The organism is Streptomyces graminofaciens, assembly GCF_030294945.1.
Classification (GTDB): domain Bacteria; phylum Actinomycetota; class Actinomycetes; order Streptomycetales; family Streptomycetaceae; genus Streptomyces; species Streptomyces graminofaciens.
Genome location: NZ_AP018448.1, coordinates 11,524,755 through 11,539,598, shown reverse-complemented (window position 1 = coordinate 11,539,598; position 14,844 = coordinate 11,524,755). Strand labels below are relative to the sequence as shown.

Annotated in this window: 12 protein-coding genes; 10 read left to right on the top strand and 2 right to left on the bottom strand. The window is 70.9% G+C overall.

The genetic code is table 11. From position 1 onward, the window contains the following. The first annotated feature begins 41 nt into the window (after nucleotides 1-41). The 10 genes from hpaB (at nucleotide 42) to SGFS_RS50785 (ending at nucleotide 13,307) form a co-directional block, all read left to right on the top strand. On the top strand, nucleotides 42-1,493 hold the full coding sequence (gene hpaB / locus SGFS_RS50830; RefSeq protein WP_286259664.1) for a 4-hydroxyphenylacetate 3-monooxygenase, oxygenase component: 1,452 nt from the start codon (nucleotides 42-44) through the stop codon (nucleotides 1,491-1,493). Next, nucleotides 1,493-2,926, top strand: a complete 1,434-nt coding sequence (locus SGFS_RS50825) for a fumarylacetoacetate hydrolase family protein (protein ID WP_286259663.1) — start codon at nucleotides 1,493-1,495, stop codon at nucleotides 2,924-2,926. The genes hpaB and SGFS_RS50825 overlap by 1 nt, the downstream gene beginning before the upstream one ends. Continuing rightward, nucleotides 2,923-3,855, top strand: coding sequence for a 4-hydroxy-tetrahydrodipicolinate synthase (dapA, locus tag SGFS_RS50820; RefSeq protein WP_286259661.1), 933 nt, complete (start codon nucleotides 2,923-2,925; stop codon nucleotides 3,853-3,855). The genes SGFS_RS50825 and dapA overlap by 4 nt, the downstream gene beginning before the upstream one ends. Next, nucleotides 3,852-5,333 (top strand): 5-carboxymethyl-2-hydroxymuconate semialdehyde dehydrogenase, encoded by a 1,482-nt coding sequence (hpaE, locus tag SGFS_RS50815; protein ID WP_286259660.1) that lies wholly within the window; start codon nucleotides 3,852-3,854, stop codon nucleotides 5,331-5,333. Before dapA ends, hpaE begins: the two co-directional genes overlap by 4 nt. Then, a complete protein-coding gene (hpaD, locus tag SGFS_RS50810) occupies nucleotides 5,330-6,331 on the top strand; it encodes a 3,4-dihydroxyphenylacetate 2,3-dioxygenase (RefSeq protein WP_286259659.1) in 1,002 nt (333 codons plus the stop codon). Before hpaE ends, hpaD begins: the two co-directional genes overlap by 4 nt. A 61-nt stretch (nucleotides 6,332-6,392) precedes the next feature. Continuing rightward, on the top strand, nucleotides 6,393-7,337 hold the full coding sequence (locus tag SGFS_RS50805; protein ID WP_286259658.1) for an AraC-like ligand-binding domain-containing protein: 945 nt from the start codon (nucleotides 6,393-6,395) through the stop codon (nucleotides 7,335-7,337). A gap of 304 nt (nucleotides 7,338-7,641) precedes the next feature. Continuing rightward, complete coding sequence (locus SGFS_RS50800) at nucleotides 7,642-8,988, top strand: MFS transporter (protein WP_286259657.1); 1,347 nt, start codon at nucleotides 7,642-7,644, stop codon at nucleotides 8,986-8,988. 196 nt (nucleotides 8,989-9,184) lie between these two features. Continuing rightward, the gene (locus SGFS_RS50795) at nucleotides 9,185-10,141 is read left to right on the top strand and encodes an AraC-like ligand-binding domain-containing protein (RefSeq protein ID WP_286259656.1); all 957 of its coding nucleotides are present in this window, start codon (nucleotides 9,185-9,187) and stop codon (nucleotides 10,139-10,141) included. Nucleotides 10,142-10,308: 167 nt separating this feature from the next. Further along, on the top strand, nucleotides 10,309-11,856 hold the full coding sequence (locus tag SGFS_RS50790) for a GMC family oxidoreductase (RefSeq protein WP_286259655.1): 1,548 nt from the start codon (nucleotides 10,309-10,311) through the stop codon (nucleotides 11,854-11,856). A gap of 14 nt (nucleotides 11,857-11,870) precedes the next feature. Beyond that, on the top strand, nucleotides 11,871-13,307 hold the full coding sequence (locus SGFS_RS50785; protein ID WP_286259654.1) for an aldehyde dehydrogenase family protein: 1,437 nt from the start codon (nucleotides 11,871-11,873) through the stop codon (nucleotides 13,305-13,307). Between the two features lie 32 nt (nucleotides 13,308-13,339). Here SGFS_RS50785 and SGFS_RS50780 read toward each other — a convergent pair whose 3' ends face one another. Both SGFS_RS50780 and SGFS_RS50775 read right to left on the bottom strand, forming a co-directional pair. Further along, nucleotides 13,340-13,651, bottom strand: coding sequence for an SDR family NAD(P)-dependent oxidoreductase (locus SGFS_RS50780; RefSeq protein WP_286259653.1), 312 nt, complete (start codon nucleotides 13,649-13,651; stop codon nucleotides 13,340-13,342). Between the two features lie 271 nt (nucleotides 13,652-13,922). Further along, the gene (locus tag SGFS_RS50775; RefSeq protein ID WP_286259652.1) at nucleotides 13,923-14,804 is read right to left on the bottom strand and encodes a LysR substrate-binding domain-containing protein; all 882 of its coding nucleotides are present in this window, start codon (nucleotides 14,802-14,804) and stop codon (nucleotides 13,923-13,925) included. Nucleotides 14,805-14,844: the final 40 nt, after the last annotated feature.

Below are 14,844 nucleotides of genomic sequence, written 5' to 3'. Positions count from 1 at the left end.
CTGCCCTTCTCCCCGCCCACGCACATCCCAGGAGCACGAACATGGCCGCACGCACCGGCAAGGAATACCTCGAGCGACTCTCCGCCTCCCGCCCCACCGTCCACATCCAGGGCGAGACCGTCACCGGCGGCATCCAGGACCACCCGGCCTTCCGCAACGTGGTGCGCAGCTACGCCGAGTTGTACGACCTCCAGCACTCCGCCGAGCACAAGGACGTCCTGACCTACACCTCGCCCACGTCCGGCGAGCCGGTCGGCACCTCCTTCCTCACCCCGAAGACCCCGGAGGACCTGGTCAAGCGGCGCAAGGCGTTCAAGGTGTGGGCCGACCACAGCAACGGCATGCTGGGCCGCACCGGCGACTACATGAACAGCTCGCTGATGGCGCTCGCCTCGGCCGCCGACTGGTTCGCCCAGGCCAACCCGGCCTTCGGCGAGAACATCCTGCGCTACTACGAGAAGGTCCGCGAAGAGGACCTGCTGTGCACCCACACGCTGATCCCGCCGCAGGTCAACCGCTCGGTCGCCGGCACCCAGCAGGCGGGCGGCAAGCTCGCCGCGCGGATCGTGAAGGAGGACGACAACGGCATCGTGATCCGGGGCGCGCGCATGCTCGCCACCATCGCCCCCTTCGCCGACGAGATGCTGGTGTTCCCCTCGACCGTGCTGCGCGGCACTCCCGAGGACAAGCCGTACTCGTACGCCTTCGCCATCCCCAACGACGCCCCGGGTCTGCGCTACGTCGCCCGCGAGCCCCTCGACTACGACCGCCCGCGCCACGACCACCCTCTCGCCTCGCGCTTCGAGGAGTCGGACTGCGTGGTCGTCTTCGACGACGTGCACGTGCCCTACGAGCGGTGTTTCGCCATCGGCGACGCCGACCTGTGCAACGGCTTCTACTCGCAGACCTCCTCCGTGGTGCACATGACCCACCAGGTCGTCACCCGCACCACCGCCAAGACCGAGTACATCCTCGGCCTGGTGACGCTGCTCACCGAGGCCATCGGCATCGAGCAGTTCCAGCACGTGCAGGAGGACATCGCCGAGATCATCACCACGCTGGAGATGCTCCGCGCCTTCCTGCGCGCCGCCGAGGCCGACGCCCAGGTCAACGAGTACGGCGTGCTCACCCCCGCCTTCGCCCCGCTCAACGCGGCCCGCAACCTCTACCCCAAGCTCTACCAGCGCTTCCCGCAGATCCTGCGCAAGCTCGGCGCCTCCGGCCTGATGGCCACCCCGACCGAACTCGACATCAACGGACCGGCGGCCGCCGACATCGAGGCGTACCTGCAGTCCGCGACCCTGACCGGCCCCGAGCGCGTCAAGCTGTTCCGGCTCGTGTGGGACACCTGCATCTCCGCGTTCTCCAGCCGCCAGGCGCTGTACGAGTACTACTTCTTCGGCGACCCGGTCCGCATGGCCGGCGCGTACGTGAAGTCCTACGACCGCGAGCCCTACAAGGCCAAGGTGCAGGCGTTCCTGGAGCGTTCCTGATGGCGCACCCGCTGGGGAATCCCCCATCGAAGATCATCGCCGTTCACCTCAACTACCCCAGCCGAGCCAAGGAACGGGGCCGCGTCCCCGCCCAGCCGTCGTACTTCCTCAAACCGCCGTCGTCACTGGCGGGCACCAAGGAAGCGATCGTCCGGCCGGCGGGCTGTGAACTCCTCGGTTTCGAGGGGGAGATCGCCCTCGTCATCGGCTCGCGTGCCCAGCGCGTGGCGCCGGAGGACGGCTGGTCGTACGTCCGCTGGGTGACGGCCGCCAACGACGCGGGCGTGTACGACCTGCGGTACGCCGACCGGGGCTCCAACCTCCGCTCCAAGGGCGCCGACGGGTTCACGCCCCTGGGGCCACGGCTGCTGGACGCCCGCGAGGTCGAACCGGCCGGGCTGAGACTGAGCACCTGGGTCAACGGCGAGCTGGTGCAGGACGACACGACGGACACGCTGCTGTTTCCCTTCGGGCAGCTGGTCGCGGACCTGTCCCGGCTGGTCACCCTGGAGCCTGGGGACGTGATCCTCACCGGTACGCCGGCCGGCGCTTCGGTCGTCCGTCCCGGTGACCTCGTCGAGGTCGAGGTCACGTGCGGGGAGCTGTCCACCGGGCGGCTGCGCAACCCGATCGCCGACGGCGACCCGCTCGCCCCCTACGGGGCCATGCCCAGGAACGACGAAGCCGAGCGCGAGTCGGCATACGGCTCGGCCTACCTACCGGAGCCGCTGCTCGACCCGCTCCTCGCGGACGGACTGCGCTCGGTCGCCGTGGCCACGCTCAGCGCCCAGCTGCGCGCACGCGGCCTGCCGCACATGTCCGTCGACGGCATACGACCGGTCGGATCCGACGGCGGGACGATGGTGGGTGTCGCCCACACGCTGCGCTATCTGCCGCTGCGCGAAGACCTGTTCAAGCGGTACGGCACCGGCATGAACGCCCAGAAGCGGGCGATCGAAGAGGTGCGGCCCGGCCATGTCCTGGTGATGGACGCCCGCCGCGACGCGACCGCGGGCACACTCGGCGACATCCTCGCGCTGAGGGCCCTCAAGCGCGGGGCGGCCGGCGTCGTCACCGACGGTGCCGTGCGCGACGCCGCCGCCATCGCGGACCTCGGCCTGCCGGTGTACGCGGCCGGCGCCCACCCCTCGGTCCTCGGCCGCCGGCACGTCCCGTGGGACACCGGTGTGCCGATCGCCTGCGGCGGCGCCCTGGTCCAGCCCGGGGACCTGATCGTCGGGGACTCCGACGGCGTGATCGTCGTCCCGCCGGACCTCGTCGAGGAACTGCTCGTCGACTGCCGGGAGCAGGAGCGCCAAGAGCGCTTCATCACCGAGCGGGTCGCGGCGGGCGAGAGCGTCGAAGGCCTGTATCCGCTGGGGCCAGCCTGGCAGGACGCCTACCAGAACTGGTGCAAGGGAGAGACACAATGAAGTTCCGCAGCGACCCGTCGGGCATCCGCGGGTCCATCGCCCCCGTCGTCACACCATTCACCGCGGACGGTGCCGTCGACCACGACAGCCTGCGCGGCCTGATCCGCTTCCAGCTCGAGTCCGGCTCGCACGGCATCTCGCTGGGCGGTTCGACCGGCGAGCCGAGCGCGCAGAGCGTCGCCGAGCGGATCGCGGCCATGCGTACGGCGGTGGAGGAGATCGGCGACCGGGTGCCGTTCCTGCCCGGCACCGGTTCCCACAAGCTCGACGAGACCCTTGAACTCACAGCATCTGCAAGGGAGTTGGGGGCAGACGCGGCGCTCGTCATCACGCCGTACTACGCGCGCCCCACCCAGGAGGCGCTCTATCAGTGGTACGCGACAGTGGCCCGCGAGTTCCCGGACCTGCCGATCGTGGCCTACAACGTGCCCTCGCGCACGGCCGTGGACATCGACCCGGAGACGGTGAAGCGGCTGTTCACCGACTTCGACAACTTCGTCGGAGTCAAGGAGACGACGAAGGACTTCGAGCACTTCTCGCGTGTGCTGCACGCGTGCGGGCGTTCACTGCTGGTGTGGTCGGGCATCGAGCTGCTCTGTCTGCCGCTGCTGGCGCTGGGGGGTGCCGGGTTCGTGTCGGCCGTCGCCAACCTGGCCCCGACCGCCGTGGCACGGATGTACGAGCTGTGGGAGGCGGGCGACTTCGACGCCGCGCGTGACCTGCACTACCGGCTGCACCCGCTGGTGGACCTGCTGTTCGTCGAGACCAACCCCGCCCCCGCCAAGTGGGTGCTCGCCCAACAGAGCCGCATCGCCTCGGACTTCGTCCGCCCGCCCCTCGTATCTCCGACCGACGCGGGCCTGGCGAAGATCCGCGCGCTGCTCGCGGAGGGCGGCGACCTCACCGCACAGATCGGAACCGAGAAGTGACTCCTGAGAACCTGCCTTCGATCATCCGGCACTGGATCGGCGGTGAGCTAGTCGACGCCGCCGACGGGCGGACGTTCGACGTCTGCGATCCGGTGTCCAACACCGCCTACGCCCAGGCCGCGCGCGGTTCGGCGGCCGACGTCGAGCGTGCGGTGGCAGCGGCGAGCGCCGCCTTCCCCGAGTGGGCCGGGCTGTCCAACCGGGCCCGCGCGAACACGCTGTACCGCATCGCGGACGCCGTCGAGGCCCGCCACGACAAGCTCGGCGCCTTCGAGTCCTACGACACCGGGCTCCCCATCAGCCAGGCGCGTGGCCAGGCCCGGCGGGCGGCGGAGAACTTCCGCTACTTCGCGGACGTGATCGTCGCACTCGGTGAGGAGGCGTTCCGGCAGGGCGAGGAGCAGTTCTCCTACGCCGTGCGCCGGCCGGTCGGGGTCGCCGGGCTGATCACGCCCTGGAACACCCCGTTCATGCTGGAGAGCTGGAAACTGGCACCGGCCCTGGCCTCCGGCTGCACGCTCGTCCTCAAGCCCGCCGAGTGGACGCCGCTGTCCGCGTCCCTGTGGCCGGAGATCTTCGCCGAGGCCGGCGTCCCGGCCGGGGTGGTGAACATCGTGCACGGCATCGGCGAGGAGGCGGGCCAGGCACTCGTCGACCACCCGGACGTCCCGCTGATCTCCTTCACCGGGTCGACCGACACAGGCCGCCACATCATCCGCTCCTCCGCCCAGCACCTGAAGACCACCTCCATGGAACTGGGCGGCAAGTCTCCGGCCGTCGTCTTCGCCGACGCCGACGTCGAAGCCGCCCTCGACTCGGTCGTCTTCGGCGTGTTCTCCCTCAACGGCGAGCGCTGCACGGCCGGTTCACGGGTCCTCGTCGAGCGCCCGTTGTACGAGGAGTTCACCCGGCGACTGGCCGAACGGGCGGCGAACGTCCGCGTCGGGCTGCCCGCCGACCCCGCCACGGAGGTCGGCGCACTGGTCCACCCGGAGCACTACGCGCGGGTCCTGAACTACGTCGAGATCGGCAAGAAGGAAGCCCGACTCGTCGCCGGCGGCACCCGCCCCGACCACCTGCCGGACGGCAACTACCTCCAGCCCACCGTCTTCGCCGACGTCGAGCGCGACGCCCGGATCTTCCAGGAGGAGATCTTCGGCCCCGTCGTCGCCGTCGCCCCGTTCGACGACGAGGCCGAGGCGATCGAGCTGGCCAACGCCACCCAGTTCGGCCTGGCCGCCTACATCTGGACCTCGAACCTCAAGCGCGGCCACCGCATCGCCCACGCCGTCGACTCCGGAATGATCTGGATCAACTCCCACAACGTCCGTGACCTGCGCACCCCCTTCGGCGGGGTCAAGGCGTCCGGCGTGGGCCGCGAGGGCGGCGCGCACTCCATCGACTTCTACACCGAGTCGAAGATCGTCCACGTCGCCCTCGGCGACGTCCACACTCCCCGTTTCGGAGCCATTTCATGACCGCACCGGCACCTGACGTCATCCGGTCCGCCTACGCCCAACTGGCCGTCACCGACCTCGGCGCCGCCCGCTGGTTCTGGGTCGACATGCTCGGCTTCCACGTCCAGTACGAGGACGCCGAGTCGCTGTACCTGCGCGGCACCGACGAACTCACCCACCACTCCCTGGTGCTACGCAAGGGTGAGATCGCGGCCCTGGACCACATCGCCTACCGGGTCCGCACACCGGAGGACGTCGACAAGGCGGAGAGGTTCTTCAGCGAACTCGGCCGCCCGGTCAAGCGGGTGAAGAAGGGCGAGGGCACCCACGGCATCGGTGACGCCGTCCGCGTCATCGACCCCCTGGGCTTCCCCGTGGAGTTCTTCCACGAGATCGACCGCGCCGAACGCCTCATCCAGCGCTACGACCTCCGCCACGGCGCCGAGATCGCCCGCCTCGACCACTTCAACATCTGCACCCCCGACATCCCGGCCGCCTACGCCCACTACAAGTCCCTCGGCTTCGGCTGCTCCGAGACCATCGAGGGCGACGAGCACGAGCTGTACGCCGCCTGGATGTACCGCAAGCAGACCGTCCACGACGTCGCCTTCACCGGCGGCGCCGGGCCACGCCTGCACCACCTCGGCGTTGCCACCCACGAGTCCCACCAGGTCCTGCGCAGCGCCGACATCTTCGGCGCCCTGCGCAAGGAGCACCACATCGAGCGCGGGCCCGGCCGGCACGGTGTCTCCAACGCCTTCTACCTCTACCTGCGTGACTGCGACGGCCACCGGGTCGAGATCTACACCTCCGACTACTACACCGGCGACCCCGACCACGAGACGTACCGCTGGAACGTCCACGACGACCGCCGCCGCGACTTCTGGGGCAACGCGGTCATCGAGTCCTGGTACAAGGAGGCCACGCCGGTCCTCGATCTGAACGGACGGCCGCAACCCGTCTCCGACGCCCTGCTCGACGAGTCCGCCGTGCAGGTCGGCGCGGACGGACTCGGCTGAGTCACCCGGGGGCCCCGAGCCGCGGGGCCCCCGAGCCGCTGAGGAGACCACCATGCCGTCAATGACGACGCCACGGAACGACACGTCCGCCGGGCGCTTCGAGCTCTGGCGGGAGACCGTCCGCCGGAGCTTCGTACCGTTGGAGGCTCTGCCGGGCGAGGCCCGCGACTTCCACGCGTCCCTGCACACCGCACACCTCGGCGCCGTGCAGGTGTCCGTCGTGACCGCGCAGCCGCACGGGATCATCCACACTCCCCGGCACATCGCGGCCGACCAGCCCGACTTCGTCAAAGTGAGCCTTCAACTGGCCGGCCGCTGCCGACTGGCCCAGGCAGACCGTCAAACCGAGCTCGCCCCCGGTGAGCTGGCTGTGTACGACACGCGCCGGCCGTACAGCCTCGACTTCGACCTGCCGTACCGCATGCTCGTGCTGATGTTCCCCCGCGCCCTGCTCCGGCTGACCGATCAGGAACTGGCACGCCTGAACGCGACCGCCATTTCCTGCCGTGCAGGGCTCGGACCGGTGGTCCAGCCCTTCCTGCGCGGCCTCGCCAACCAGGTTCGGGAGCTGGAGTGCCTGGGCTCACCCCAGGTCGCCGACAGCGCCGTCGACCTGGTCGGCACCCTGCTCGCACAGCACAGCCGCGCGTCGCACACTCTGGAGGCCGACGGGCGGGAGGTGCTCCGGCAGCGCATCTTCACGTACATGGAGCAGCGGCTGGCCGACCCCGAACTGGGCCCGGACCGGGTCGCGGCCGCCCACCACATCTCCCGCCGCTACCTGTACAAGCTCCTGGCCGAGCAGGGGCACACCGTCTCCGGCTGGATCCGGGAGCGGCGGCTCACCCAATGCCGACGCGACCTCACCGACCCCGCGCTCGCCCATCTGCCCGTCGGCGCCGTGGGCAGCCGGTGGGGCTATCCCGACCCGGCCCAGTTCAGCCACACCTTCAAGGCGGCCTACGGGGTCAGCCCCCGGGATGCGCGTACCACCGGGTACGTGTAGTCGGCCGGGCGTAGCAGCCATGCCCGGCTTCACAAGAACCCGTGCACACCACGGCAAGCCCGTCGGCTCCGCCGGGCGCACCCTTCCGACAGGAATTCCGCCCGTGGCCGTGCGTCTTTCGTCCAGTCGCCGGTCGGCGGTCTTCCGGCACGGGCGCCCCGGCGCACGAAGACAGCGCCGCAGGCCGCTCCGGCGGCGCTGAGGGGCGCGGCGACCGTCCGGCAGCCGCTCCGGCCCTCGACTCCCCCACGAGTCCGGCCGCCCATGCCATTCAGGGACACCACTCAAGCCCGCAAGCGAGGCCATGATGCTCGACCCGACTCCCCCGCCCGGCTCCGACCGTGGCGCGGACCGCGCGGCGCGCCGCTACGAGAACAAACTGCTCTTCATCCTCTTCCTCACCTTCGGCTTCGTCTTCTTCGACCGGCAGGCCCTGCTCTTCCTCGTCCCGTTCATCAACGAGGACTTCCACCTGTCCAACACGGCGCTGGGCACTCTCTCCGGCATGCTGGCCCTGGCCTGGGCGCTGTCGGGCATGTTCTCGGGCCGGCTGGTGGACCGCCTGGGCAGACGCAAGCCCGTCATCATCGCCGCCGTGCTGCTGTTCTCCGCCTTCTCGGCGGTGGGCGGCCTGGTCGCGGGATTCGCGGCGCTGCTGGTGGCGCGAGCCCTGATGGGAATCGCCGAGGGCGCCGTGCTGCCGTCGGCGCAGTCCCTGATGGTCGAGGCGTCTCAGGAGCACCGGCGCGGGCTGAACATGGGACTGCTCCAGGGTTCCTCGGCCGGCCTGCTCGGCGGGATCCTGTGCCCCCTGGTGGTCGTGTGGGTCGCGGAGCACTACCACTGGCGCACCGCGTTCCTCGTGACCATCGTCCCGGGCCTGCTGCTCGCCCTCTGGATCTGGCGGTCCGTGAAGGAGGTACCGCCCGGTGGCGTCGTGGCGGCCGCGAAGGCCGCGCCGGGCGACGCGGCCGATGCGGCCGGCCGGAAACCGACGATCCGCGAGATCCTCGGGCACCGCAACATCGTCCTGTGCGTGCTGATCTCCTGCGCCTACATGACCTGGTTCTTCGTCATCATCACCTTCACCCCGGTATACCTCACCACGGTGAAGGGCTTCTCGCCGGGCACGATGAGCACGGTCATGACCTGCTTCGGAGTCGCCTGGGTCATCTGGGGCTTCCTCACCCCGGCCGTCTCGGACCGGTTCGGGCGGAAGGCCACCCTGATCGCGTTCACCGCCGTCGCCGCGCTCTGCCCGCTGGCCGTGATGTACGTGGGCAGCCCGCTGCTGCTCGGCGTGCTCGTCCTCCTCACGTACACGGGTCTGGGCTGCTTCACCCTGTTCATGGCGACGATCCCCGCCGAGACCGTGCCGCGCGGCGCGCTCGCCACCGCGCTGGGACTGGTCATGGGCATCGGTGAGCTCGCGGGCGGCTTCCTCGCCCCGGTGATCGCCGGGTGGGCGTCGGACACCTGGGGACTGCGGGCCGCCATGTACATCTCCGCGGCGGGCGCGGTGGTCGTCGTCCTGCTGTCGCTCGGGCTGCGCGAGACGGCCCCGGCGGTCCTGCGCCGCCGGTCCGGGTCCGCGCCGTCCGGCCCGAGCGCGTCGCCCGACCCGGCTCCGGCCGGCTCCGGGGCCGCCTGAGCACCAGGCGATCGGCCCCGGCTCCCCTCTGACAAGAGGCGGGGCCGGGGCCGTTTTCCGTGGATGGGGCGAGGACCTCCTGGAGCGGTGCGCGGTGGGCGCGGGTGGACACTGTCCTGCCCCGGGGCCTGCGACGACTGTTGCGTTGGCACTGGTTTGTCGTACTGTGCACCAACCTTTTGGAAGGAGGACTGCCGTGCCCACCGTGACCACACCGCCGGACGGGAGTCCTGCGGAACGTTTCGACTTCTGGCGGACGCTCATCAAGAGCAGCTTCGTCCCCCTGGACGCGGTGCCCCGCGAGACGCCGGACTTCCGGGGCCGTCTGCGCAGCGCCCGGCTCGGCCCCGTCCAGGTCTCGGTCGTCGAGGCGGATCCGCACGGTGTGACCCATACGCGTCGGCACATCGCCCCCGACCTGCCGGACCTCGTGAAGGTGAGCCTGCAGTTGTCGGGGCAGTGCGTGCTGGCGCAGAAGGACCGGCAGGTGCTTCTGGGACCGGGCGGACTGGCCCTCTACGACACCCGCTTCCCGTACACCCTCGAGTTCGAGCACCCCTATCGCCAACTCGTCCTCATGCTCCCCAGAGCCCTGCTCAGGCTGCCCGAGGCGGGGATCGAGCGGGTCACAGCGGTCCCCGTGCCCTGCCGGACGGGTGTCGGGCCGGTCGTCCTGCCTTTCCTGAGAGGGCTGGCGCAGCAGGTGGAGGAGCTGGAGTCCGTGGCGGCGCCACGGTTCGCGGACACCGTCGTCGACCTGCTCCAGGCTCTCCTGGCACCGTACGGCGAGGTCCCGCCGGGAGCCCGCGAAGAAGGCCGGGACGTGCTGACCCGGCGGATCCTCATGTACATGGAACAGCGGCTCACCGATCCGCACCTCGGTCCGGACGAGATCGCCGCCGCCCACCACATCTCCCGCCGCTACCTCTACAAACTGCTCGCCGAGCAGGGCCACACCGTCTCCGGCTGGATCCGGGAGCGGCGCCTGACCCAGTGCCGACGCGACCTCACCGACCCCGCCCTGGCCCATCTGCCGGTCGCCGCCATCGGTGGCCGCTGGGGCTACCCCGACCCGGCCTATTTCAGTCACGCCTTCAAGTCCGTGTACGGCATGAGCCCGCGCGAGGCGCGCACGACGCCACAGTGCCCGTAGCCGGTCGTCAGCGCCCCGCACAGGCCTTCGCCGATGCCCGGGACTTCGCCGGTGCGCGCCGCTCGCGGCAGTGAGAAGGAGGCGGCGGGCCCTTCGTGCCCGCCGCAGCAAGGCTTCGTGCACAGGACCACAAGCCCGCACCCCACCGGTGGAGCGACGCTCACCCCATGGGAGCCGCACACACTGATTACGACCACATCGTGGTCGGCGCCGGGTCCGCGGGCTGCGCCATCGCGCGCAGGCTCGTCGACGCCGGCCGAAGCGTTCTGCTGATCGAGACGGGTGGACGGGACGACAACCCGGCCATCCACGACCCGGGCCGCCTGTGGGAACTCTGGAACTCTCCCCAGGATCACGCCTACACCACCGAGCCCCAGCGCCATGCGGACGGAACCCAGGTGTTCTGGCCGCGCGGCAAGGTCCTCGGCGGATCCAGTGCCCTCAACGGCATGATCTACGTCCGGGGCCACCGCTCCGACTACGACGACTGGGCTGCGCGGTACGGCGCGACCGGCTGGTCGTACGACGAGGTGCTGCCGTACTTCAAACGCTCGGAGGACTTCGAGGACGGCCCGTCCGCCTACCACGGCGCCGGCGGCCCGCTGCCCGTCACCCGCAACCACGCGCCCAACCCGGTCACCAGCGCGTTCATGGCGGCCTGCGAGCAGTACGGCATCCCCAACAACGACGACTGCAACGCCGAGGAGATCCTCGGTGTGAACCTCATCCACCGCACCATCCGCGACGGCAGACGGGTCAGCTCCTGGACAGCCTTCGTGCAGCCGGTCCTCGACAACCCTCTCCTCACGGTACGGACCGGGGCGCTGGTGACCCGTGTCCTCGTCGAGGGCGGCCGCGCGGTCGGCGTCGAGCTGCTGCACCAGGGCCGCACGGACACCGTTCGCTGCTCGGGTGATGTGGTCCTGTCCGCCGGAACCATAGGCTCGGCGCAGTTGTTGCTGCTCAGCGGCATCGGCCCCGCCGACGAACTGCGTGCCCTCGGTATCGGTGTGACCACCGACCTGCCCGGGGTGGGCGGGAACCTGCACGACCACACCCTCACGCCGGTGGTGTGGGAGTCGGCCAGGGCCGTGCCCGAGGGCACCGCGAACAAGCTGGAGGCCCACTACTTCGCCAAGACCGACCCCTCGTTGCCAGCACCCGACCTGCAGCCCCTGATGTCACACGTACCGGTGCCCGTCGCGGGGCAGACGGTGCCGGAGGAGGGCCACGGGTACTCCGTGCTGGCGGGCACGATCCGCCCGCTCAGCCGGGGCCGGCTGTGGCTGCGCTCCGCCGACCCGACGCAGGCGCCGGCGCTCGACCCGAACCACTTCGCCGAGCCGAGCGACCTCGCCGCCATGGTGGAGGCGGTCAAGCAGGTCCGCGAAATCGGGGCTCAACAGGCGCTCGGCGACTGGCGGTCGAAGGAGATCGCACCCGGCCCCGGCATCCACACGGACACCGAGATCGCCGCGTACATCAAGCGCAATCTACTCAGCTACCACCACCAGGTCGGCACCTGCCGCATGGGCACCGGCCCGGAGGCGGTCGTCGACCCTCGCCTGGCCGTCCACGGCCTTACGGGACTGCGGATCGCCGACGCCTCCGTCATGCCGGCCGTCACCTCCGGCAACACCCACGCACCCGCCGTCATGATCGGCGAGCGGTGTGCCGACTTCGTCCTTGACGCATCAGGATTCGACGCACAGTAATGAGGAGCACAGCAATGGGGCAGACCCTCTTCATCGGCGGCACCTGGCTGTCGGCCGCCAACGGCGCCGAGTTCGACACCGTCGACCCGGCGACCGGTCAGACGCACGCCCGCTGCGCCGACGCCGGACCACTCGACGTGGACAACGCCGTCACCGCCGCGCGAGCTGCGCTCGAAAGCCCCGCCTGGGCAGGGCTCGCACCCGCCGAACGCGCCCGTGTCCTATGGCGCGTCGGCGACCTCATCGACGAACACGCTGAGGAACTGGCCGCGTTGGAGACCCGCGACCAGGGACAGCCGCTCGGGATCTCGCGGATGGTGAGTGTCAGGAGCGCGGCGGAGCACTTCCGTTACTACGCCGGATGGGTCACCAAGCTCTACGGTGAGACGGCACCCGTGTCCTTCCCGAACGTGCTGCAGTACACGAAGCGGGAGCCGGTCGGGGTCTGTGCCCTCATCACACCGTGGAACTTCCCGCTGATGATCGCCAGTTGGAAGATCGCACCCGCCCTGGCGTGCGGCAACACGGTCATCGTGAAGCCCGCCGAACAGACGCCCATGACGACGGTCCGGCTGGTCGAGCTGTGCCGGGAGGCGGGCGTGCCGGACGGTGTGGTGAACCTGCTGACCGGCGGGCCGGAGGCCGGCCGCGCCCTGGTCGAGCACCCGGGCGTCGACAAGGTGTCCTTCACCGGCTCCACGGAGACCGGACGCGCGATCGTGCGGGCCTCGGCCGGCAATCTGAAGCGGGTCTCGCTGGAGCTGGGCGGCAAGGCGCCGAGCATCGTGCTGCCCGACGCCGACCTCGACGCGGCCGTCGCAGGCTGCCTGCAGGGCTCGCTCCTCAACAGCGGGCAGGTGTGCGCCGCGTACACCCGCTTCCTCGTCCACCGCTCCCTCGCCGACGAGTTCGCCGAGCGCTGCGCCAAGGCCGTCGGCCAGATGCGGCTCGGACCGGGCAGCGCGCCGGAGACGGAACTTGGCCCGCTGGTCACCGCCGACCACCTCGACCATGTGGACGCACTGGTCCGCAGCGGCGTCGAGGAGGGGGCGACCCTGCTCACCGGTGGATCCCGCGCCGAGGACCTCCCCGGCTTCTTCTACCGGCCCACCGTGTTCACCGGTGTCAGCGACGACATGCGCATCGCCCGTGAGGAGATCTTCGGCCCCGTACTCTGCGTCCTCCCCTACGACGACGAGGACGAGGCGGTCGCCCGCGCCAACGACACCGAATACGGCCTCGCCGCCGCCGTCTGGACCCGTGACGTGGCCACCGCCCACCGCGTCGCCGGGAACATCCGCGCCGGAACGGTCTTCATCAACATGCCCAACCCCGTGGACGCCTCGGCCCCCTGGGGCGGCTTCGGCGCCAGCGGCTGGGGACGCGAGATGGGCAGCGGGGCGCTCGACCTGTACACCGAGGTCAAGAGCGTGTGGACGTCTCTGGCATAGCCCCGTGCCCGGCGCTTCGCCGACGGCCGTCCTCAGCAGGGGCGCCGCTGACCGGCCCAGGACTCGGGCTCGGGCTCGGGCTCGGGCTCGGGCTCGGGCTCGGCGGCAGCCTCGGCCCACTGACCCGGCGAGGTGACGTCGAGCCGCTGGTCCCGCACCCGCCCTCCTGCGGCGCGGATCTCCTCGGCGCCGCGACGAACGCCCTCGGCGTCCAGGTCGGTGACGAGGACGGACGCTCCGTCCGCCGCCAGTCGGCGGGCGGTGGCCGCCCCGATCCCGGAGGCGGCCGCGGTGAGAAGGGCCGTACGGCCGGTGAAACGCGCCGGTGCGGCGGCGGCGGTCATGGCGTTCCTCCTGGTCCTGCCGGTCCGGCCGTGGAGCCGCGCGGCACCAGCCGCGGGTCGCATGGTTATGGGCGCGTACGTCGGAGTCCGGCTGCGGCCGGACCAAGTGGTGAAGGCCGGCCCGAGGGAGGTACGGCCGTTGGGGCGGCGGTGCCGCAGGCCGATGGCGTCAGCGGCTCGGTCCGACGCCCGCACCGGGCCGACTGGGTCGCCCGACGTCGCCAGGCAGGGTTGCGCCAGGCCGGGGCGCCCTGTCCGGCGCGGTGATGTCTCAGAATGTCGCCTGGATGATCGCCACGGTGCGCGCCAGGTGCGGCTCGGAGCGGTCGGCGCGGTGGGCCACGGCCAGCTCCACGCGTGCGTCGGCCCCGGCCAGCGGTAGGTAGGCGACGCCGTCGAGCGCCAGCGCGGTCACGGGCTCGGGTACGACGGCGACACCGAGGCCGCCGGCCACGAGCGTGACCAGCGTCGAGGTTTCGCCGACCTCGTGGCGGATGCGTGGCTCGACCCCGGCGTCGCGCAGAAGGCCCAGGACGATCTCGTACATCACCGAACGGCGGTCGGCGGAGTGCACGATCAGGTCGGCACCGGCGAGGTCCGCTGCCCGCAGCCGTTTCCGGCGGGCGAGGGGGTGGTGGACCGGTACGGCGACGACGAGCCGGTCCCGTCGCAGGGTGCGCACGGTGAGGGAGAGGTCGGCCACCGGAGGACGCAGCAGCGCGACGTCGATCGCGCCGGTGCGCAGCGCCTCGGCCTGGTCGGGCGCGAGCATCTCGCCGCGGAAGGAGAAGTCGACGCCGGGAAGTTCCTCCGAGAGCCGCCGCGAGAGTGTGGGCAGGAGGCTGTACGTCGCCGAGCCCACGCACCCGATCGTGAGGTGGCCGACCGTGCCGGCGGCGACACGCCGTGCGTGGTGGGCGGCCTCGTCGACGTCGGCGAGGATCGCGCGCGCCCGTTGGAGGTAGGCCCGGCCGGCCTCGGTGAGGTCGACGCGGCGTGTGGTGCGTTGCAGCAGTTCGACGCCGAGCTCGGCCTCGAGCTGGCGGATCTGCTGGGAGAGCGGCGGCTGGGCCATGTGGAGCCGCTCGGCGGCGCGACCGAAGTGGCGTTCTTCGGCCACGGCCACGAAGTAGCGCAGATGTCGCAGATCCATATGTCGTCCATATCAATCGGCTCGGATATGCGTACTTCAG

What these genes read in the sequence shown, in the direction of transcription:
- hpaB (WP_286259664.1), top strand. Translation starts at nt 42, where the DNA reads ATGGCCGCACGCACCGGCAAGGAATACCTCGAGCGACTCTCCGCCTCC.
- SGFS_RS50825 (WP_286259663.1), top strand. Translation starts at nt 1,493, where the DNA reads ATGGCGCACCCGCTGGGGAATCCCCCATCGAAGATCATCGCCGTTCAC.
- dapA (WP_286259661.1), top strand. Translation starts at nt 2,923, where the DNA reads ATGAAGTTCCGCAGCGACCCGTCGGGCATCCGCGGGTCCATCGCCCCC.
- hpaD (WP_286259659.1), top strand. Translation starts at nt 5,330, where the DNA reads ATGACCGCACCGGCACCTGACGTCATCCGGTCCGCCTACGCCCAACTG.
- SGFS_RS50805 (WP_286259658.1), top strand. Translation starts at nt 6,393, where the DNA reads ATGACGACGCCACGGAACGACACGTCCGCCGGGCGCTTCGAGCTCTGG.
- SGFS_RS50800 (WP_286259657.1), top strand. Translation starts at nt 7,642, where the DNA reads ATGATGCTCGACCCGACTCCCCCGCCCGGCTCCGACCGTGGCGCGGAC.
- SGFS_RS50790 (WP_286259655.1), top strand. Translation starts at nt 10,309, where the DNA reads ATGGGAGCCGCACACACTGATTACGACCACATCGTGGTCGGCGCCGGG.
- SGFS_RS50785 (WP_286259654.1), top strand. Translation starts at nt 11,871, where the DNA reads ATGGGGCAGACCCTCTTCATCGGCGGCACCTGGCTGTCGGCCGCCAAC.
- SGFS_RS50780 (WP_286259653.1), bottom strand. Translation starts at nt 13,651, where the DNA reads ATGACCGCCGCCGCCGCACCGGCGCGTTTCACCGGCCGTACGGCCCTT.
- SGFS_RS50775 (WP_286259652.1), bottom strand. Translation starts at nt 14,804, where the DNA reads ATGGATCTGCGACATCTGCGCTACTTCGTGGCCGTGGCCGAAGAACGC.